Raw genomic sequence first — 21,301 nt, 5'->3', positions numbered from 1 at the left:
TGGCGGTCAGCCACATTAGAACTTCACAATCAAATGGCTCAGAGAGCCATACAAATAAATTTGTGTCAGCAGCTCCATCCGGCGCTGCTTGTCCCCGGCGCCCATCGCAAGGAATAGCGGGAGAAAATGCTCGTAGTCCGGCGTCGCCCGTACGGCGTGAGGGGCCTGCTTCCGGTAGTCGAACAGGGAATCGGTGTCCCACGCTTGCAGATGCCCGATCAGCCAGTCGTCGAACTCCTTCGCCCAGGCATCCGCCTGATTCTCCGCGTGAAAGTTCATCTCGCGGAAGTTGTGGATCGTCGCGCCGCTGCCGATCACAACGATATCGCGCTCGAGCAGCGGGGCGAGCGCCTGCCCGATCTTGTACTGCTGCTCCGGCGGCAGCAGCGGGTTCACCGAGACGGCGATGACCGGCACGTCCGCGTCGGGGAACAGGTGGCGCAGCAGCACCCACACGCCGTGGTCGAGGCCGCGCACCTCGTTCGGCCGCGCGGACAAGCCTGCCGCGGCGAAGAGGTCGATGACCTCGCCGGCCAGCTTCCTGGAGCCGCGGGCCGGATAGACGACCCGGAACAGCTCGTCCGGGAAGCCGCCGAAGTCATAGATTGTTTCGTAGACGTCGTCTGTCGACGTCACGGACAGCTCGCGCGTCGTCCAGTGGGCGGTAAAGACGACGACCGCTTCCGGCTTGCCGAGCGATGCTCCAAGCTTCCGCAGCTCGCGGGTGTAAGGAATATCCTGAATCGCCAGCATAGGCGATCCGTGGCCGATAAAATATGATGCTCCCATGATCAACATCCTCCCAGGTATAAGCGGGCACAGAAGGAACTGGCTTCTGCTGTGACCCTGCTCTATCACGATTAATTGTAATTAGTAAGTTAGTTACTTTAAATAAATGTTAACATGACCGGAAGCCGGAGTCAATGCAATCTTTTCACAAATTGCCTGTCAGGCAATAGGCGTGCCGCTGTTCGCATCATGGGCGGGCAGACTGAAGCCGACATAGAAAAAACAAACCTAATCCCTTAAGTTTCTTCATTGTTGAAAGGGTCTCCCTATAGCATAATAAACTTGTGATTGAGAACAACGATACACGAGGGGGAAGCAAGGAAATGAAAACAAATCGCTTGGTTCATCTGGCGTTGGCAGGTACGATGGTATTCGGTCTCGCGGCCTGTGGAGGCGGTACCGGCTCCACGAACGGAAGCGCCTCGCCGAACGGCGCAGCAGGTGATGCCTCGAAGGATAAAGATAAGCAGGGTGCCGTGACAATTACGTTCCAGAACATTTATCCGGACCCGACCGCTCCCAACAACAAAGTGATGAAAAAAATCGTCGCCGATTATATGGCGGCACACCCGAACATCAAGATCGAGCTTGATTCTCTGAATACCGACCAGCAAAAAATGAAGCTGAAAACTCAAGCGGCGTCCAAAGAAGTGCCGGACATTACGATCGTCAACCCAAGTGCTCAAATGAAGCCCTTCGTGGATGCAGGCCTGCTGGCTCCGCTTAACGATATGCTTGACCAGAACGGCTTGAAGGATACGTTCCAAAAAGGCATTCTCGATTATTATACCTTTAACAATAACGTGTATGCGCTGCCGGACGGGAACAATATCGGCGTTGTGTATTACAACAAGGAGCTGTTCAGCCAAGCGGGCGTTGAAGTGCCGAAGACGTTCGAGGACATGGTGGAGGCGGCGAAGAAGCTTAAAGCCAAAGGCATCATCCCAATGGCGATTCCGGAGAAAGATACGTGGACCGGCTCCTTCCTGTTTATGAACATGGTGCTGAGAACGAACAACGGCCCTAATTTCTTGAAGGACGTACAGGATAAGAAGAAAACGTTCGAGGACCCGGCGTTCGTCGAAGCCGTTTCCAAGCTGCAGGATTTGGTGCAGGCCGGCGCATTCCAGGAGGGAGCCACTTCCTTCGACCTGACGGCAGGGGAGAACCTGTTCAAGACAGGCAAAGCGGCTATGTACTACATGGGGACCTGGGCAACGGGCAGCATCGATGATTCCTCGGTCAAAGGCAAGATCGGCGCATTCAAATTCCCGACGGTCGGCGGCAAAGGCAATCCGGATCAATTCATGCTGGCTCCGGGCAGCGGCTTTGCGATTTCGGCAAACAGCAAGCATTTGAAGGAAACGAAGGACTTCCTGAACTATTTCATGGTGAGCTTCCCGAAGGTTTCGTTTGAATTGCATAACGCGGTCGGCGTTGCACAGAAGGTTGAGGGCGATCTCAAAGCCGCAGGCTATTCCGATCTGGCTATGCAGGTTATGGATTTGTTCAAAAATGTTCAGGGCGGCGACCTCGCCTTCGATAACACGATGAACCCGGGCACAGCGCAAGTGCACTTGACCAGTATTCAAAATCTGTTCGTACAGAAGAAAGATCCGAAGGACGTGGCGAAGGAGCATCAGGCCGCTTTCGAAACGAATAATAAGTAAACGGTTATTTTCACGAAGGGAAACGGGGCTTGCTGGCCTGGATGTACAGGTTGGACCGGGTCACCGGTTCCCTTCGACTTTTTTTTCTGGAGGCGGTTCACAGTGAATGCTTTAAAAGTCCCGAAGCGAACGATTGCTCTGTTTGTGCTTCCTTGTCTGCTGCTCTATATCCTGCTTGTGTTCATTCCCATCCTGGTATCGTTCTATACCTCCATGCTGGATTGGAACGGGATCGGCAAGTCGAGCTTCATCGGACTTAACAATTTCAAAGAGCTGTTTACGAAAGACCCGGTGTTCTGGCCATCCGTAGGCAGGACGCTGTTGTTCGCTTTATTTTCCATGGCGGAGATTCCGTTCGCTTTGTTCGTAGCTATTCTCATCAGCCGTTATGTGCGTAAGCCGAATTTTCTTGTTTCCAGCTACTTTTTACCGGTCATTTTATCGGTCGTTGTCATCGGCCAGCTGTGGAAAACGATCTACAACCCCGCCTCGCTCGGCGGCATGCTGAATCAGCTGCTAATGGCCGTCGGTCTGGAGCATTGGACCAAGCCATGGCTGACCGACCCGAAGGTGGCGATCTTCGCGCTGTTCTTCGTTTCCTTGTGGCAGTATTTGGGGTACCATGTGCTCATCCAATTTACAGGCATTCAAAACATTCCTTCCGAAATTTATGAAGCGGCAAAAATTGACGGGGCCGAAGGGCTGACCGCCGACAGGTACATCACACTGCCAATGGTTTTGCCGATTTTTAAAATATCGATTGTATTATCCGTCATCGGCTCGCTTCAAGCGTTCGATATGATTATGGTGATGACCGGAGGCGGTCCGGCGCATGCTACAGACGTGATCTCCACCCATATGTACAACATGTCGTTCCTCTCCATGAGATACGGCTACGGAAGCGCCATGGCATCGTTCCTTGTGCTGGAATGTCTGGCGGTAACGATTGTGCTCAATGCCGTGTTCCGCAAGCTGGAGGACAAATTTTCTTAAGAAAGACAAAGGAGAGATCTACATGAGTGCAGTACCCGGTGTAATTACCGCTCCGACTCAAACCGTACCGCGGCGGAGAGCCGGCCGAACGAGAGGCAAGGGACTGGTGATCACCTTCCTGTCCGTGCTGTTCGTGACACAGGTGTATCCCTTATTCTGGCTTATCATCTACTCGCTCAAAACGAATGAGGAGATCCTGTCGGGAAGCTTCTTCTCGCTGCCGCATTCGCCGCAATGGATGAATTACAAGGACGCCTACGTCGCGGGAACGTATTTGAAATATTTGTTCAACAGCTTCCTCGTCACAGCCTCGACAATGGCTGTCGTCATCGTGCTGTGTTCGATGGTCGCCTATGCCATCACCCGGTTCCGGTTCAAATACAGCTCCGTGGTGATGCTGGTCTTTCTCGTGGGCATCATGATTCCCTTGCAGGCCACACTGCTGCCGTTAATGATTATTTTTAAAAACCTGGGCATCTTGAACACCTATTTGGCCCTAATACTGCCTTACATTTCGTTCTCGACACCGCTTGCCGTGTTCGTGCTGTCAGGCTTCATGCGGACGATTCCGCTGGAGATTGAGGAGTCGGCGGTGATGGATGGCGCGAGCATTTACCGGACCTTCCGCAGCATTATACTTCCGATTTCCATACCGCCGATCATGACGGTCAGCATTTTGACGTTCATCTCGATCTGGAACGAGTACATTATGGCCTCGACCTTCATCTCTTCGCAAAGCCTGAAGACGCTGCCGTTCGGCGTATACAGCTTCGTCAGCCAGTATTCGGTCAATTACGGAGCGATCGGGGCGTTCCTGGTGCTGGGGGCCCTGCCGGTCATGCTGATTTATTTCGTCTTGTCGGAAAAAATAACGAAGGGCATGGTCGCCGGAGCGGTCAAAGGCTAAGTGCCGGCTGCTTCTCAACCGAACAGCTCCTGTCGGGGCGATCGATAGCGGTGCTACATGGCGGCAGGCAGCTACATGCCATCCGCCGGTAGGCTGTCTGTCCTGCGTATCCGCATGGTTAACAGACTATTCGTAGTACTGGGTTCGTCGCTTGCGGGCTGACCCAGGAAAATGCGAGTGCCAATCGTCCGTCGTTATTGTATAGTAGGGACAGGCAGGACGAAAGGGGTTCGGGAAACGTGCGGCGCGGCTTTCATTCCATCTATAGTCGGTTGTTTATTTTATTTCTCGTTTGCATGCTGAGCCTGCTGATTATTGTCAGCGGGCTTTATTATAAGCGGTCTACCGATCAGGTTCACCAGAAAATCAGTGATATTGCGCAAAAAAACGTCTACCAGACAAGCGAGCTGTTCGATCTGTTGTTGGGTGGATACGACACGCTCACCAAGTCGGTGACGGGGAATTTCGATTTGCAGCGGCTGCTTCCGGACGATACGCTCAAGGATCCTGCGGTACGGGCTATTAACGAGCGGTCGATCGTCAATATTCTCGGAGCGAATTACTACTCCCGGGAGGATATTATCGGGATCCATGTCGTCTCCAAGAGCGGCACGCCTTACAGCTACGGCAACTATATGAGCGTTATCGATCCGGGCTTCCAGCAGTCGGATTGGTACCGGAAGGTGAGCGTCTCGACGGGAGAGCTCGTCTGGCTCGGCGTGCATGAGCATTCGGTCATCGACCAGAATGAGTCGCGGGCCGTATTTGCGTTCGGCCGGCAAATGTACGATCTCCATACGCATCAGCCGGTCGGCATGGTGCTCGTCGAGACGAATCCGCAGCAAATTTTGGCGGCCTTGTCGAACCTTCAGCTCGGGGCGCGCAGCGAGGTTTACATGCTGTCCGCGGACGGAGAGGTCATGGCGGCGAGCCGGGAGGAGCCTCAGCTGATTCATGAGCTGGATAGAAAGCTGCGACTGCTTCAGGAGCACGAGGTGCTGGTTGAGGAGCAGGGAGGCTATATGATCGTCGGCTCCCGCCCATCGCTTGCGGATTGGCAGTTCATCAGCATCACGCCGGAGGCGGACCTGAATGTAGAGCTGGACCGGATGAAGCAGTATTTGCTTGTGGTCGGCTCGATACTGGTCGTCGTTTCGACCGTATTGGCGACGCTCGTATCGAAGTCCTTCGCTTCCCCGCTCAAGCGGCTCATTCAAGAGATGAAGCAGGTGGAGATGGGAAATTTCCGCGGCGGTCCGGTGACCGTGAATTCATATGAGGAGATTAACAGCCTGGTATCCTCGTTCAACCAAATGGTTGGGCGGATGGATGAACTGATCGAGCGCGTCAAATCGGTATCGACGAGCGAAAAGAACGCACAGCTGCAGGCGCTGCAGTCGCAGGTCAACCCGCATTTCCTATATAATACCTTGGATATGATTTATTGGATGCTCGATGAGCAGGAGCAGGATAAGCTGGGCTCCGTCGTGCTGGCGCTGTCGAATATGTTCCGCTACAGCTCGCACTGGGAGGCAAACTCGGTCGTAACGCTGGAGGAGGAGCTGGAGCAAATCCAGCATTATTTGACCATCATCCAGCTGCGTCTGGACGGCAGGCTGCAGGTGGATATCCAGGTGGAAGCCCAGTGGCAGCGCATACGGCTTCCCAAAATGACGCTCCAGCCCATCATCGAAAACGCCGTGAAGCATGGGCTGGAGCGGAGGCAGGAGGCCGGTCTGCTGCGGGTATACGCGCAGGCCGACGATATCCGGCTGCGCCTGTATATCGAAGACAACGGGCCGGGCATGGACGCGGCTGCGCTCGCCCGGCTGCAGGCGTCGCTGGTCTCCGCCGGCGATGCTCCCGCTGCCGCGGAGGCTTCGGCTGCGCCGGGGACGGCCGCGACAGCGGCAGGGCAATCCGAAGCTGCCGACAGGCCGGCAGCTTCGGCGGCAGCCGCAGCCACGGCTGAGCCGGGCGATGCCGCCGCCCGGCTGCGGCAGGGCATCGGGCTGCAAAACGTGCACCGCCGGTTGCAGCTGATGTTCGGCGAAGGCTACGGGCTCGACGTCCGCAGCGAGCAGGGCCGGGGGACGGTCATCTGCATATCCGTACCTTCGCAGAGCGGGTCATGGAACAGAAGGGAGACGGGAACCTCATGAACATTCTGGTGGTCGATGATGAGAAGATCATCCGCGAAGGGGTCCGCCGGACGATCCATACCTCCTATCCGGAGGTGCGCATTTGGACGGCGGCTTCCCCGGAGGAGGCAATTGATACGCTTCGTAACGAACACATTGATATCGTGTTTACGGATATCTTGATGCCGGGCATGACCGGACTTGAACTGATGAAGCTGACCCGCCGCAGGCATCCGCACGTGAAATGGATCGTCATCTCCGCATACTCCGAATTTGCTTATGCGCAGGAGGCGATGCGGCTTGGCGCAAAGGATTATTTGCTGAAGCCGATCGGGAAGGAGAAGCTGATCAAGCTGATCGATTCGCTTGCAAGTGAGCTGCAGCGGGAAAGCCGTCTGACGATGGAGAATCAGGTGCTCCGCTCGAACCTCAAATATTTGCGCGAGGCGGTGTTCCAGCGCTGGGCATCCGGGCTCGACATCGGCCGATTCGATATGGTATCCGAGATGGAGAGCCATGCTGAGTTTTATCTCGTGATGGTTCGCTTGGAGAGCGAGACGCCCATTCATCTGGAGCATTTTATCGTCGACAACGTGCTCTCCGAGCTGATTGAGCAGAAGGGGCGCGGCTTCGTAGCGAGCTTCGAGAGCCACAGCTTGCTGGGACTTGTTACGCTCCAGGAAGGGACCGGCTTGGACTGCTTCCTGGTGGAGCTGCGCAGCCATTTGAATCAATATTTGAAAATTCCGTTTCATCTGGCGGCAAGCGGCCTGCTGCATGATTTTCAAAGCATCCCGAACGAAGTGAAGAAGCTGAAGCAGTGCGGCAGCGCGGCGCCGGGCAACCTGTATGAGCATCGCAACGAAAGCTCCATTGAGGTGGCGCTTCAATATATTCGCACCCACTATCAGGAGGAATTGTCCCTCGAGAAGGTGGCGTCCATTGTGTACCTGAACCCGGCTTACTTCAGCCAGCTGTTCAAGCAAAAGACCGGCCAAGGCTTCAAGGATTACATCATTCAGCTGCGGATGGAGCGCGCAAAGGAGCTGCTTCGGGACCCGTATCTGAAAATCGCCGATATCGCCGAACGGGTCGGTTACCAGGACATGCGGCATTTCACCCAGGTATTCCGCAAGAAGCTCACCGTCACCCCGACGGAATACCGTCGTCAGAGCGAGGGAGAGCTATAGAAGGGACTCATGCGAGGCTCGGGTGATACTCTCTTCTGTCCGCAAGCACAGGGGCAGCAAGCCTCCAGCACGCGGCATGGCGTTGCATTCCGGCGGTCAACGGGTCAACCGCATGTACTTTGGATGTCAGCTCCGGCCTCCCCGACTTTCCTAGGATCGCAGCTGACGAACGGCCAAGTTTGTAATGAAACTGTAATCTGATCTTCATCTTCCCTTAAGGAAACGAGCCTATAATAGAACTCGACCCCCTTTTTAATATATAACCTTTTAAGACCCGCAGCCCGTTGCTGCGGGTCTCTTTCTTTTTGTGCACAGCACAAAAAAATCCCCCGGGTGATCCCGGAGGATTTGCGTGATTTACTTGACTTCAAAAGAGCTTTTCAGGGAAACCACCCGGTTGTACACCGGCTTCTCCGCTGTCGTCAGCTTCGGATCTACATTGAAGTAGCCGTGACGGAAAAACTGGAATTTGTCCTGCGGTTGCGCATCCTTCAGGCCCGGCTCGACGAACCCTTGAACGATCTCCAGCGAGTTCGGGTTGATGTGCTCCAGGAAGTTGTCGCTGTCCCCGCGCTGTTCATCGAGAATGAGCGGCTCGTATAAGCGGAATTCCGCAGGCACCGCATTGGAAGCGTCGACCCAGTGGATCGTTCCTTTCACCTTGCGGCCGGTGAAGCCGCTGCCACTCTTCGTCTCCGGATCGTAGGTGCAGTGAATCTCGACCACGTTGCCGTCGGCATCCTTCACGAAGTCGTTGCACTTGATGAAGTAGGCATTTTTCAAGCGGACCTCATTGCCAGGGAACAGACGGAAATATTTGTTCGGCGGGTTCTCCATGAAATCGTCCCGCTCGATGTAAATTTCACGGGAGAATGTAATTTGACGGCTGCCCATCTCCGGATTTTCCGGATTGATCTCCGCCTCCAGCTCTTCGGTTTGTCCTTCCGGATAATTCGTAATGACCACCTTCAACGGACGCAGCACGCCCATCGTACGCGGCACCTTCAGCTTCAGGTCCTCACGGATAAAATGCTCCAGCATCCGCTCATCCACAATGCTGTAGCTGCGGGCCACACCGGTTTCACGCGCAAAGTTGCGGATCGCCTCCGGCGTGAAGCCCTTGCGGCGCAAGCCCGAAATCGTCGGCATCCGCGGGTCGTCCCACGCATCGACAATTTTCTCGTCGACCAGCTGCTTCAAGAAACGCTTGCTCATCACCGTGTTCGTTAGGTTCAGCCGGGCAAACTCGTACTGCTTCGGCTGCGCCTCCATCTCGCACTCCTGGATCACCCAGTCGTACAGCGGACGGTGGTCCTCGAACTCCAGCGTACAGATAGAGTGCGTCACGCCCTCAATCGCATCGCCGAGCGGATGCGCGTAGTCGTACATCGGATAAATACACCATTGATCCCCTGTGTTGTGGTGCGTCGTATGGGAAATCCGGTACAGCACGGGATCGCGAAGATTGATGTTCGGCGAAGACATGTCGATCTTGGCGCGCAGCACCTTTTCGCCGTCCTTGAACTCGCCTTTGCGCATCCGGTCGAACAGCTCCAGATTCTCCTCCACGCTGCGCTCGCGGTGCGGGCTGTTCTCGCCCGGCTGCGTCAAGGTGCCGCGGGTGAGGCGGATTTCCTCGGCAGTCAGGTCATCGACATAAGCCTTGCCTTTTTTAATTAGCAAAATCGCGCGTTGATACATTTCCTCGAAATAATCTGATGCAAAGAACAGGCCGTCCCACTCGAAGCCGAGCCAACGCACATCCTCTTTGATCGCTTCGACAAATTCCGTATCCTCCTTGGACGGGTTCGTATCATCGAACCGGAGGTTCGTGCGTCCTTTGAATTCGTCGGCCAGCTCGAAGTTCAGGCAGATCGATTTGGAGTGCCCGATATGCAAATAGCCGTTCGGTTCGGGCGGGAAGCGTGTGACGATTTCGTCCACTTTGCCGGATTTTAAATCCTCGATGACGATGTTTTTAATAAAATGAGATGATGCAGACGGGTTCTCCAACACAATCAACCTTTCTTGCTTCATAGTTTATCTTAATATAATACACAAAAACGGATGGAAATATAATGGCTGACGCTTTGAAAATATGATTTTTTCCCTACATTGGCCCGGCAGGCACCACAGGTGAGGGCGGGTTGTCCCTTAAAATATGTTCTTTCCCTACTATATTAATCTAGTTTTTTGAGGGTCCACTAGCATATGATATCTTATCCTAGCATTGGAAAGGGGGTTGCACCCGATGTCCACATCCTCCATCCTCAGCATTCTTGACAAAGTTAGCTTAGGCACACAAATTACTGTTTATTTCGACAGTGCCTTCCGTACAGGGAAATATCAAGGGATTAAAGACGGTAACGTAGTGATTACGACTAGCGCAGGTATCACAGTATATATTCCTTTGCGCAAAGTGGAAGCTGTCACATTCTAATCAAAGCTAGTAAAAAAGAGCCGCTGGTTTATTGCCAGCGGCTCTTGGTCCGTAGATAAGCGTATAAGCTTCTCATCCTTCGTCTATCTTGACAAATGCCGCCATCTTGAAAGACGGCAATGCCGATATCCTTGTCTACGAAACTAGCAAAGCTACACATTTTCCCCTGAGAGTACATACACCTTCACGTTGCGCTTCACGCCAAAATTGATAGCCTGTTTAACGTCGTCCATGAAGACGTCGATGCGGGCGCCGCGGACGGCGGAGCCGGTGTCCTCGGCTTTACGTATGCCTATACCGTCAATGAATACGGTGGTGCCGATAGGGATGACATTAGGGTCGACGGCGATTGTCCGTCCTTCCTCGGCCCGGCTGCCGCTGTAGGTAATACCGTAGGCGGAATGCGAGGGGCTCTTGCCCGTCGATTCGACGCCTGCCGTGTAGGCGGTCAGCGTGGAGCTGATAACCTGCTTGACCACTTGGCGTTCGCCGCCTGGCAGGGGGATAATCGCTTCGGAATCCGGAATGAGCAGCTGCTGCCCGACGGATAACCGCTTCGGGTCGGGAATATCGTTCTCTACCAGGAGTGCGGTGATAGAAATATTGAAATCACGGGCAATTTTGTACAGGGTATCTCCCGAGGCGACTTGATACTTCAGCGGCTGCGGCGTTGCAGCCGGCTCCGGCTCGGCCTCAGGAAGAGCGGGACCGAGCACCGGGCCCAGCTCCGTTGTTGAATCGTAAGCGATATAGGCAGGTCCGTACACAGCGGCCGCATCCTCATAACCTTCATCACCGTAGTAAGCGTAAGCACGGCTAGTCAAGCCGGGGGCTGCTTGGAGCAGCAATACGAGACAGATGAGCGTCATCCGGTTCAAACGGGTTCCAAACATGGGCAGGGATCCTCCTTCTTTTCAAGAAACTAGTACTAGATTTGCCTATTTTGCTAGATTCTAAACATCCGCCGGCAATAGGGGGCTTACTAGGCCTGCCTATTTTGCATATTTTTCAAAATAATGTATGGTAGTAACAGGAAAGCTTATGGAAGTCGGGGTGAGTGACGGATGCAGATGTGGAGCGACCTTTGGAAGACGATGAGCGATTGGATTCCGGTCATCAGCCTGCTGTTTGCTATTGCTATTATTTTCTTGGAAAGACGGAATATAGGGGTCACGTGGGCGTGGCTCATGCTGCTTTTGCTGCTGCCGATTATCGGTTTCATCATTTATATTTTCCTCGGGCAAAACCTGGCGAGACAAAAGGTATACCGGATGAGGCCGCGCATGCAGGAGCGGGTAAGGGAGCAGATGGACCTGCAGGGCGATCAGATGCAGCGGGGGACATTTGCCTATAACGAGCCGGCCATCGAACGGTTTCGGCATCTGATTTATATGAATCTGATCAGCAGCTACTCGCCGCTGTCGCAAAATAACGAGGTTACGGTGTTTACCGACGGTGTACGCAAATTCGAGACACTGCTCGAATGCATCGCCGAGGCGGAGCAGCACATCCATATTTTGTATTACAAAATCGGCAATGATGAGACCGGTCGGAGACTTGTGCAGGCGTTGAAGCGCAAAGCCAAGGAGGGGGTTCAGGTTCGGCTGCTGTACGACGATATCGGGTCGCTTGGGGTCAATCACAGGCTGTTTCGCGAATTAAAAGCTGCAGGGGGAGCGGTATATCCTTTTTTTCCATCCAAAATCCCGTTCCTCAATTTTCGGCTGAATTACCGCAATCATCGCAAAATCGCCGTGATCGACGGGAAGGTCGGCTTCATCGGCGGATTTAATATCGGCAATGAATATTTAGGTATGAACCCAGTGTTCGGGTACTGGCGCGACACGCACCTCATGCTTTATGGCGATGCGGTGTACCGGCTGCAAGTGCAGTTTCTGATGGATTGGGACATCGCTTCCAACGAGAAGCTGACGATGGAGCCGGTCGAGCTGTTCCCGGAGATGAGCCACACGCCCAAGACCGCGGTACAAATCGTATCGAGCGGGCCGAACTCGGAGAAGCAGCAAATCAAGAACGGCTACATCAAAATGATTTTTCAGGCGCGGAAAAGCATCTATTTGCAGACGCCGTATTTTGTGCCGGATGACAGTATGTTCAATGCACTGAAGATTGCTGTGCTGTCCGGCATTGATGTGCGGATTATGATTCCGAAGCGGGCCGACCATCTGCTGGTCCATTTTGCCTCTTACTCGTATTTGAGAGATTTGCTGCAGGCGGGGGCAAAGTGCTACTTGTACAGCAACGGATTTCTGCATGCCAAAACCATGATCGTGGACGGGCAGGCCGCTTCCGTCGGCACAGCGAATCTGGATCATCGGAGCTTTGAGCTGAATTTTGAGGTGACGGCGTTTTTATATGGGGAGGATGTGGCGTCGCGGCTGGAGGCGATTTTTGAGGAGGACATGAAGAACAGCGAGCTGCTCACCTGGGAAAAGTACGGGAAGCGCAAGCTGCTGACCCGTGCGGCGGAATCCATGGCGAGACTGCTGTCGCCAATATTGTAGCAAAGATAAAATCGATAGAGCGCTCCCTAGCCGGGAGCGCTCTGTTTTTTACCTGTTCAAATGGTACGGTACAGTCGCTATGACGATGTCCTTTTGAGTGAACAGATAGGTGCGGATGAGCAGACTGGTCTGATTGTGGAGAATGTTCTGCCACCAATGCTTCGTAATAAATTGCGGAATGAGTATAGTAATGTGATCCGACTCCGCGGTTTTCCATTCCACGGTCTCAATGAACTTGATGAGCGGCTTCATCACGCTCCGGTAACGTGAACGCAATACGATCAGGCGAACGCCCGGATTCCATTCCTCCCATTTTGCTTCCATTCTATGAATTTCTTCTTCATCAAAGGCGATATAGACGGCAACGACGTTATCCGTAAGCGACTTGGCATAGCTGATCGTATTTAATACGACGCGGGTAATGCCAGCTACGGGAATGACGATGGTGCTTCCTTTAATCACAGGCTTGTCCAGCGCCAGATTGATACGCAGCTCATTCGCCGTGTTCTCATAATGCAGGTAAATCCGGTGAAACAGCAGCATCACGAGCGGCAGGAAGACGAAGATCATCCACACCTGTTCGAACTTTGTGATGATAAAAATCAAGGTGATGGACAAGGTTGTCAGCATCCCAACCGTATTGATCAACAGCTTCACGATCCAGCCGGCCGGTCTCAGCTTGATCCAGCGGATCATCATCCCAAGCTGGGATAAGGTGAACGGGATGAATACCCCGACGGCGTACAGCGGAATCAAATTTTCCGTGTCCCCGTGAAAGGCGATGACCAGCAGCGCGGACAGCAAGCCCAAAATAATAATGCCGTTGGAGAAGCCGAGCCGGTCGCCGCGTACCATGAACATGTGGGGCATGAACTTGTCTTTGGCCAGCATGAAGGCAAGCAAAGGAAAGGCTGAATAGGCGGTGTTGGCTGCCAGGAACAAGATTAAGGCGGTCACGCCCTGAATGATAAAATAGATCGTGCCGCGGCCGAAGGTCGCATCAGCGATCTGGGAAACAACGGTTTCCTTCTCATTGGGCTGAATGCCGTACCAGTAAGCGAGCAGGCTGATGCCGATGAACATGGCACCTAGAATCGCGCCCATCATGAGGAGCGTTGAGGCGGCATTTTTCTCGGCAGGTTGTTTGAAATTGGGAATGGCGTTGGACACGGCCTCAACACCGGTGAGGGCGGAGCAGCCGGAGCTGAACGCTTTGAGCAGTAGAAAAAGACTGACGCTGGACAGCGTTGCGCCATAATGTGGGGCAGGTGCGGACACGCCTCCGGTCGCATAATGGATAATGCCGCAGACGATAAGCACAAAGATCGAAATGACGAATAAATAGACAGGCAGCGCAAGCACCGAGGCAGACTCTGTGATCCCGCGCAAGTTCATCAAGGTCAGGAAGGTAATCATGATCAATGAAATGAGCACCCGATGATCGTGCAATCCGGGAAATGCGGAGGTAATCGCGTCGGTTCCGGCCGAAGAGCTGACCGCCACCGTTAAAATATAATCAACAAGCAGCGACCCGCCGGCCATCAGCCCGGAGGTCACGCCGATATTGTCCTTGGATACGATATACGCGCCGCCTCCGGAAGGGTAAGAGAAGATCGTCTGACGGTAAGATAAAATCAGGATCGTCAACAGCCCCAGCACAGCGATTGAAATGGGAAGCGAATACCATAAGGCGGCTGCGCCTACGGTCATGAGGACCAGTAAGATTTGCTCCGTCCCGTAAGCGACGGAAGATAGAGCATCGGAGGAAAGTACCGCCAATGCCTTCAGTTTGGATAGCTTTTCGTCCTCCAGCGCGTTGGATTTCATCGGCTTTCCAATTAAGTAGCGTTTAAGCTTGCCTACCATATAAACCCTCTTTCTAGTAAAATAAAATGAACACTTGCAGGCACCACGAATAGCCAGGGAGAGCACTCCTTCGTCTCGGCGTCTTAACACCTGCAAGAAGCGTTTTCCTAGCATCGCTGAAGCCATGTATTACAGCTATATGGGTGATGATCATGTTGTTCAAGGCATAACGAATGAATTGTATCACCCATTGCAGCATCCGTAAATAACTGTTTTTATCCTGTCGATGGGGGGAGAAGCCATTGATCCGAATCGGACTTGCCGGGTGGGGGGATCATGATGATTTATATATGAATGGCGTGCCGCAGCGGGATAAGCTGAGGGCCTACAGCCAGCACTTCAATGTCGTGGAGGTCGACAGCTCGTTCTATGCCGTGCCGGCGCCCGCAACGTTCGAGCGCTGGGTGCGGGAGACACCGGACGACTTCCAATTCGTCGTCAAAGCCTACCAAGGGATGACAGGGCATCTGAGGGGACGCAGCCCCTTTGCGGATTCGGCGTCTATGTTCCAGGCTTTCCGCGATTCTGTACAGCCCGTCATGGAGGCGGGCAAGCTGCAATCTGTGCTGTTTCAGTACCCGCCTTGGTTTAACTGCACGCGGGAGCATGTCGCCTTGCTGCGCGACGCCAAGGATGCGATGAAGGGGCTGCCGGTGGCGCTGGAGTTCCGCCACCAGAGCTGGTTCACCCCGCAGCTGCGGGAGCGGACCCTCTCCTTCCTCGAGAAGGAAGGGTGGTTCCACAGCATCTGCGATGAGCCGCAGGCCGGCGACGGAAGCGTGCCGACCGTGCTGAAGGCAACGCACCCCGAGCAGACGGTGGTGCGGATGCACGGGCGCAACGCCGCCGGGTGGAACAGCGGCGGCCAGCCGAACTGGCGCGACGTGCGCTACCTGTACCGCTACAGCGAAGCGGAGCTCGCCGAATGGGCGGAGCGCCTGCGCCTGCTGGAGCGGGAGACCGCGAACATCGCGGTCATCTTCAACAACAACTCCGGCGGGGACGCCGCCGGAAATGCGAAGCAGCTGATGCGGATGCTCGGCATCGAGTATGAGGGCACCGAGCCGCGGCAGCTGGATTTGTTCTAAGCGGCGGGTTGGCGCTGCTCTCTAAAAGCCGCGCTGGAAGAGAGACGGAGCTTTGGCTGCGGCCCCCCGCCGACCGGGGAAGGGCACACCCTTGGAGTGGGACTATTCCCCTTGCTTCCAGGGGTGGGTTACGGGATTGACGTTACAGGCAAGGGATCAAGGAGCATAAAACGGTCCGTTTTGTTCCATAGTAAACAGGAATGCAATCCAAACCCAAGGAGGGGCATCCCTATGTCGAGAGCAAGAACCGATTCCAGCCTGCAGTCGCAAAACCCGATTTCCCAAGCGCAAAACTCCGTGCACAATGCGCATAACGCGGTTACGCAAGCGCAGAGCCATCCCACGGAACAGATGATAGAGCAGGCAAATACAGCAGTGGAGCGTGCCGAGCGGGCTGTCGAGCAGGCAGGCTTAAGCCATAATCAGCTGGCGGTGGAGCAGGCGCAGGCGGATTTGGCGGAAGACGAGGCTGCGCTGGCCAGCCTGGAAAACGACGGTTTTTCCAGTTAAACAAGCGTACCGTGGCCCGGAGCGGCGGGTTACGCCCTGATGAAGTGATGTTATGAGACCTTTGGCGCCATCCTCAGACGAGGGCCAAAGGTCTTTTTTCGTGGCGAACGCATGCCGTCATGAGCAGGGAATCATTATACATGCCAGAATTTATAATATTTCGGGGCTGCGGAGACCTGAGTAAAGGTTTTAAGCTGCTGGTGTGCGAAGGATGCCACGATCCGCAGCTTGTGCCGTAACGCTGTATAGGATACGGATTATTACATAGGCAGTCATAGATATGAATACCGAATTGAAGATCGTTTAGGGGGTAAGGCACTAACACAAAGCACAGAGTAGAACGGAGGGGGTCAGGTGTGGGGTGGAGGAGCGGAGCGTCCGCCTTTGAAACTAGTGTTCTACCGCTGGTTGGTTGGATTCAAGGAACACGAGTTTCAACAGAGGCCGGAACCCCACACCTGACTTCCCCCCACACACAAACGTATAGGGTCCGCCGAAGGACACCGCAACAGCGTTTTTCTTAATACTTAGCGTCCGATTGTCACATGGCCATCGCTTGTTTATTTTTACCAACTGCCTGGGCTTGTGCTACAATGAGGGGAGAATTGGAACATCATAACGGCTGATGGGAGGATAAGACAATGGCGCAGCCGCAAGTAGAGCTGGTGCTGGATGCACAGGCTCAATTAGGAGAGGGACCTTGCTGGGATGAGCGGAGCGGGCTGCTGTATTGGGTTGATATCGCCGGTAAAAAGGTGCACGCGTTCAACCCCCTCGACAGATCGGATCGATCCGTTGCCCTGGATCAAATGGTAGGTGCAGCTGTCGTGCGCGAGGCCGGTGGCTTGGTGCTTGCGATGGAGCAGGGATTTTATACCCTCGATTGGGATACCGAGCAGCTGACTGCTATACAAGACCCGGAGCCGGGCCAGGCGGGTAACCGGTTCAATGATGGGAAGTGCGACGCCGCCGGACGCTTCTGGGCGGGGACGATGGACAAGAAGGAGCAGGGACCGGCTGGCGCTTTGTATTGTCTGGAGTCGGATCGAACGGTACGCAAGGCAATTGAAGGGGTCACTGTGTCCAACGGGCTCGGCTGGAGCCCGGATGGGAGGACGATGTACTATATCGATTCTCCTACCAAACGGGTCGTCGCGTATGATTTTGATGTGGAGACAGGCAGTTTGACCCATCGCCGGACGGTGGTGACGATCCCCGCAGACGGAGGCTTCCCCGATGGGATGACGGTAGACGCGGAAGGCATGCTCTGGGTTGCGCAATGGGGCGGCTGGCAGGTGTCGCGCTGGAATCCTTATACCGGGGAGCAGCTGACAGCGATTCCCGTTCCGGTGGAGCGGGCCTCCTCCTGCGCTTTTGGAGGCGCGAACCTTGACGAGCTGTATATCACGACGGCCCGCATCGGCGCAACCGAGGAGGAGCTCGCCAAGCAGCCGCATGCCGGCAGCTTGTTCTGCGTCAAGCCCGGTGTCGCAGGGCTCCCGACCTACCGTTATGGCGGATAGCCATAACAAAGGGGAGGAGCCGGATTTGGCTGCGCTGGTTCGTCAGGTAGAGGAAGGTCTGCTGCCCAAGCTGGAGCTGGAAAGCATAGCCCCGCATGACCCTGTTGTCGTCAGGCACCTGCCCAAGCCGTGGAAGCTGCTCGGAGCAGGCAATTATGCGGCGGTGATGACGCACCCCGACTTCTTTCGGCTGGTCGTCAAGGTGTATGCGCCCGGTCGTCCGGGCCTGGAGGACGAGACGGAGGTGTACCGGCGGCTTGGCCGCCATGCGGCGTATTCCGAGTGTTACCATACGGGCAAAGGCTATTTGATTTTGCGGCGTCTCAGCGGGGTTACCCTGTATAACTGTCTGCTGCGGGGCATTCCGATCCCGCGACAGGTCATCTGCGATATCGATGCGGCACTCGCATACGCAAGAGAACGGGGGCTTAACCCGACCGATGTGCATGGCAAGAACGTCATGCTGCAGGACGGCCGAGGCATCGTCGTGGATGTGTCGGATTTTTTGGAGGAGGAGCCCTGCTCCATGTGGGACGATCTCAAGAAAGCATACGATCGGTTCTACTTTCCGTTCCTTCATCATCTCCCGATTCCCGAATTCCTGCTGACGGCTGTGAGAAAGGGATACCGGTGGCTGGGCCGGCGCGGCTGCTTTCGGATGCATTCCTGAAACTTCCTTTCCCTTGGCTCCGTACATATGGATAAGGATGAGAATCCGAAATTCGTTCGAGAGGTGGAAGGGAAATGTCCTTTTTCAAAAAGATGCTGGCCAGCGTCGGTATTGGCTCTGCCAAGGTTGACACGCGGCTCGATACAGACCATATCGCTGCCGGAGAAGAGGTTAGCGGTGTCGTTATCATCACCGGGGGCCAGCTGGAGCAGAAGATCGACAACCTGTACTTATACATCAAGACGCAGTACCAGAAAGAAGAGAACGATCACAAGGTGACGCGTGATGCGGTTATTGAGCGCGTGCTCCTATCCCGCGGGTTCACCGTGCAGGCGAACGAAACGAAGGAGCTGCCATTCGTCTTTACGCTCCCTGCGCATACCCCGGTCACGCTGCGGAGGTCGCCGGTCTGGGTGGAAACAGGGCTTGATATTGCCATGGCTGTTGACCCGACGGACCGCGATTACATTGAGGTCATGCCGCATGTCTACTCGCAGACGGTGCTGGATGCGCTGGATCGGCTGGGCTTCCGGCTGCGCGAGGTGACGAATGATTATGCTCCCCGATTCGGCGGCGAGCTGCCTTTCGTTCAGGAGTTCGAATTTGTGCCTGCCAGCGGCCCGTTCCGCGGCCTGCTGGATGAGCTGGAGGTACTGTTCTTCGTGCAAGAAGACGGATTGGAGCTGTTCCTGCAGATCGACCGCCGCGCTCGAGGGTTCGGCGGACTGCTGTCGGAGGCATTGGAGCTCGATGAAAGCTTCGTGCGCTTCCATCTGCCGGCAAGCGAGCTGCAGTACGGGGCAGACCATGTGGCCGATCAGCTGGAAGCCTTAATTCGCAGCTATGCGTAAGGCGCAAGATTCATAGCCGCCTCCTGCGGGTAAAAGAAATACAGACAGCCGGCGGCGGGAGATCTGGCGGATTTTTTTCACGGAAGCTTGCATAGTTTGAGACCTGTTCTTCCCATCCTATAAGGGCATATGCAGTGAACGGGCAGGCAGTGCCCGTCGCCGGTGCATTACTTGTTTTGTGAATTTTATAGAGGAGCGTGAATGTCGATGTCCAAAGAACTGGATAAAGTATTGAATCAGCAGGTAGCCAACTTCGGAGTACTGTATATTAAGCTTCATAACTTCCACTGGTATGTAAAAGGTTCCCAATTTTTCACGCTGCACTTGAAATTTGAGGAGCTGTATAACGAGGCTACGCTGCATTTTGATGCCGTTGCCGAACGCCTGTTGACGCTCGGCGGGAAACCGGTGGCTACAATGAAAGAGATGCTGGAGCTATCCTCCATTAAAGAAGCCGGCGGCTCGGAAAAAGCCGAAGCGATGGTCAGCACACTGGTTGAGGATTTCAATTTGGTGATCAGCCAATTGAAGGAAGGCATGGAGGTTGCCGAGAAGGCTGGCGACGAGACGACAGGCGATATGCTGCTGGCTATTCATTCCAGCCTTGAGAAGCATGTATGGATGCTGAATTCGTTCCTCGGCTAGGGCTGCAGCTAAGGCCAAGGTTGAATAAAGCCGGGTAACCATCCCGGTTCGATGGGAAGAGGTACTGCTTGCGAATGCGGGCGGTACCTCTTTTCGGTATGGAGGGGCTTTTTCCAAAGCACGTCTTCTACGGCATCGGATGACCGGCCGCTCGCTTTCCGCGCCGCGGATTCAGTATAATAGAGGAAACCTGTATACCCGAAAAGAACGGAGAATGTCCTTATGCAATCGTTAGTTACCCTGCTGGGCGAGCTGATGGATCGCCGTGAGCTGATTCAAGGCACCTTCAGCCAAGTCCGGAAAAAAGACCCCGAGCTTCCCGTCAAAGTCATCGTGAAGCCGATACAGCTCAAAGGGGAGCTGTACTACCAGTTCAGCTCCTTCGTCGGGCCCAAGGTGCTGCATGACAATCTGGCTCCGGAAGAAGCGGCAGCCAGGATGAGCCCGCTGCTGACGGACCAATTCCGTCAAGCCCTGCTGCAAACGGCCGAAGCCGATTATCATATCCTCATCAGCAAAAAAGGGAAGGTCGGCATTCTGAAGAAGCCGCCAACCAAGAAGCCTGTCACGGAGCTGTCGCATAACCGCAAAAAAAACTATGTCATCGAGGAAGGCTCTCCGGTGCCTTTCCTGGTGGAGCTTGGCATCATGAATGCCGAAGGCAAAGTGTTGGCGAAGAAATACGACAAGTTCCGGCAAATCAACCGGTTTGTCGAGATGATCGCCGACGTTGTGCCGCATTTGGCCCAAGACCGGACGCTGAATATCGTCGACTTCGGCTGCGGCAAGTCGTACCTGACCTTCGTGCTGTACCATTATCTCAAGGAGGTACGGGGCCTGGACATTCGGGTCATCGGACTCGATCTGAAGGAGGATGTGATCCGCCATTGCAGCGAATTGGCTGACCGTTTCGGCTACGACCGGCTTCAGTTTCTGGTAGGCGACATCGCACAGTATAACGGCCTGGACCGCGTCGATATGGTTGTCACGCTGCATGCCTGCGATACGGCGACCGACGCGGCGCTGGAGAAGGCGATCCGCTGGCAGGCGGACGTCGTGCTGTCGGTACCCTGCTGCCAGCATGAGCTGTTCCGCCAGGTGAAGAGCGACGTGCTCTCCCCGCTGCTGGAGCACGGCATCCTGAAGGAGCGCTTCTCCGCACTTGCGACCGACGCGATCCGCGCGAAGCTGCTGGAGCTGATGGGATACAAGACGCAGCTGCTTGAGTTCATCGACATGGAGCACACACCCAAAAACGTGCTGATCCGCGCGGTAAAGGGCAAGCAGCCTTCCGCCGCGGAGCTTGCCCCGCTTGCGCGCAGCTATGTCGAATTCCGCCGTTTTTTACAGGCGGATCCGTATTTGGAGCGGGCTCTGCAGGCGGAGCTTGCGCCGATTTTTGCCGAGGCCACCGTCCAGGGTTAGCGCTGTGTCAGTGCAAGCCGGATGAAGGCTTGTGTAAAGAATCTGCTTTATTTTAACCGAAGCCCGCT

Annotated in this window: 18 protein-coding genes; 14 read left to right on the top strand and 4 right to left on the bottom strand. The window is 54.8% G+C overall.

Annotated features, from left to right (window positions below; translation table 11 throughout):
* Positions 1–15 precede the first annotated feature (15 nt).
* Positions 16–789: a DODA-type extradiol aromatic ring-opening family dioxygenase gene (locus CF651_RS24955; RefSeq protein ID WP_094017602.1), complete on the bottom strand. Its 774-nt coding sequence runs from the start codon at positions 787–789 to the stop codon at positions 16–18.
* A gap of 323 nt (positions 790–1,112) precedes the next feature.
* Here CF651_RS24955 and CF651_RS24950 point away from each other — a divergent pair, with 323 nt between their 5' ends.
* The 5 genes from CF651_RS24950 to CF651_RS24930 all read left to right on the top strand — a co-directional run bounded on the left by CF651_RS24950 (position 1,113) and on the right by CF651_RS24930 (position 7,690).
* Entirely contained in the window at positions 1,113–2,459 is a 1,347-nt protein-coding gene (locus tag CF651_RS24950) for a sugar ABC transporter substrate-binding protein (protein WP_094017601.1), read from the top strand.
* 102 nt (positions 2,460–2,561) lie between these two features.
* The gene (locus CF651_RS24945) at positions 2,562–3,452 is read left to right on the top strand and encodes a carbohydrate ABC transporter permease (protein WP_094017600.1); all 891 of its coding nucleotides are present in this window, start codon (positions 2,562–2,564) and stop codon (positions 3,450–3,452) included.
* Between the two features lie 22 nt (positions 3,453–3,474).
* The gene (locus CF651_RS24940) at positions 3,475–4,359 is read left to right on the top strand and encodes a carbohydrate ABC transporter permease (RefSeq protein ID WP_094017599.1); all 885 of its coding nucleotides are present in this window, start codon (positions 3,475–3,477) and stop codon (positions 4,357–4,359) included.
* A gap of 239 nt (positions 4,360–4,598) precedes the next feature.
* A complete protein-coding gene (locus CF651_RS24935; RefSeq protein WP_094017598.1) occupies positions 4,599–6,521 on the top strand; it encodes a cache domain-containing sensor histidine kinase in 1,923 nt (640 codons plus the stop codon).
* On the top strand, positions 6,518–7,690 hold the full coding sequence (locus tag CF651_RS24930; RefSeq protein ID WP_094017597.1) for a response regulator: 1,173 nt from the start codon (positions 6,518–6,520) through the stop codon (positions 7,688–7,690). The genes CF651_RS24935 and CF651_RS24930 overlap by 4 nt, the downstream gene beginning before the upstream one ends.
* A 357-nt stretch (positions 7,691–8,047) precedes the next feature.
* Here the strand turns inward: CF651_RS24930 and CF651_RS24925 are convergent, their stop codons facing one another.
* Positions 8,048–9,727, bottom strand: a complete 1,680-nt coding sequence (locus CF651_RS24925; RefSeq protein WP_179232982.1) for a glutamine--tRNA ligase/YqeY domain fusion protein — start codon at positions 9,725–9,727, stop codon at positions 8,048–8,050.
* A gap of 214 nt (positions 9,728–9,941) precedes the next feature.
* Between CF651_RS24925 and CF651_RS24920 the strand changes: the two genes are divergently transcribed.
* A complete protein-coding gene (locus CF651_RS24920; RefSeq protein WP_094017596.1) occupies positions 9,942–10,130 on the top strand; it encodes a hypothetical protein in 189 nt (62 codons plus the stop codon).
* 152 nt (positions 10,131–10,282) lie between these two features.
* Here the strand turns inward: CF651_RS24920 and CF651_RS24915 are convergent, their stop codons facing one another.
* Entirely contained in the window at positions 10,283–11,023 is a 741-nt protein-coding gene (locus CF651_RS24915) for a 3D domain-containing protein (RefSeq protein ID WP_245856142.1), read from the bottom strand.
* A gap of 171 nt (positions 11,024–11,194) precedes the next feature.
* Between CF651_RS24915 and cls the strand changes: the two genes are divergently transcribed.
* Positions 11,195–12,655, top strand: coding sequence for a cardiolipin synthase (gene cls, locus CF651_RS24910; protein ID WP_179232981.1), 1,461 nt, complete (start codon positions 11,195–11,197; stop codon positions 12,653–12,655).
* Between the two features lie 48 nt (positions 12,656–12,703).
* Here cls and CF651_RS24905 read toward each other — a convergent pair whose 3' ends face one another.
* Positions 12,704–14,521 carry an APC family permease gene (locus CF651_RS24905; protein ID WP_094017595.1) on the bottom strand — a complete coding sequence of 606 codons (1,818 nt, stop codon included), beginning with the start codon at positions 14,519–14,521 and terminating at the stop codon, positions 12,704–12,706.
* Between the two features lie 242 nt (positions 14,522–14,763).
* On the opposite strand from CF651_RS24905, the gene CF651_RS24900 reads away from it, so the two are divergent.
* From CF651_RS24900 to CF651_RS24870, 7 genes are all read left to right on the top strand, one after another.
* Positions 14,764–15,609: a DUF72 domain-containing protein gene (locus CF651_RS24900; RefSeq protein WP_094017594.1), complete on the top strand. Its 846-nt coding sequence runs from the start codon at positions 14,764–14,766 to the stop codon at positions 15,607–15,609.
* Positions 15,610–15,840: 231 nt separating this feature from the next.
* Positions 15,841–16,119 carry a hypothetical protein gene (locus CF651_RS24895; protein WP_094017593.1) on the top strand — a complete coding sequence of 93 codons (279 nt, stop codon included), beginning with the start codon at positions 15,841–15,843 and terminating at the stop codon, positions 16,117–16,119.
* A 641-nt stretch (positions 16,120–16,760) separates the two neighbouring features.
* Positions 16,761–17,642 carry an SMP-30/gluconolactonase/LRE family protein gene (locus CF651_RS24890; protein WP_094017592.1) on the top strand — a complete coding sequence of 294 codons (882 nt, stop codon included), beginning with the start codon at positions 16,761–16,763 and terminating at the stop codon, positions 17,640–17,642.
* Positions 17,632–18,312, top strand: coding sequence for a serine/threonine-protein kinase (locus CF651_RS24885; protein ID WP_094017591.1), 681 nt, complete (start codon positions 17,632–17,634; stop codon positions 18,310–18,312). Before CF651_RS24890 ends, CF651_RS24885 begins: the two co-directional genes overlap by 11 nt.
* Before the next feature lie 74 nt (positions 18,313–18,386).
* On the top strand, positions 18,387–19,163 hold the full coding sequence (locus CF651_RS24880; protein WP_094017590.1) for a sporulation protein: 777 nt from the start codon (positions 18,387–18,389) through the stop codon (positions 19,161–19,163).
* Positions 19,164–19,370: 207 nt separating this feature from the next.
* Positions 19,371–19,808, top strand: a complete 438-nt coding sequence (locus CF651_RS24875) for a Dps family protein (RefSeq protein WP_094017589.1) — start codon at positions 19,371–19,373, stop codon at positions 19,806–19,808.
* A 222-nt stretch (positions 19,809–20,030) separates the two neighbouring features.
* Positions 20,031–21,233: a class I SAM-dependent methyltransferase gene (locus tag CF651_RS24870; protein ID WP_094017588.1), complete on the top strand. Its 1,203-nt coding sequence runs from the start codon at positions 20,031–20,033 to the stop codon at positions 21,231–21,233.
* The last annotated feature ends 68 nt before the right edge of the window (positions 21,234–21,301 follow it).

The sequence above is a fragment of the Paenibacillus rigui genome (assembly GCF_002234615.1).
GTDB classification, from domain to species: Bacteria; Bacillota; Bacilli; order Paenibacillales; family NBRC-103111; genus Paenibacillus_S; species Paenibacillus_S rigui.
Note: the sequence above shows the minus strand (reverse complement) of the source record. Positions and strands in the feature narration are given on the sequence as shown.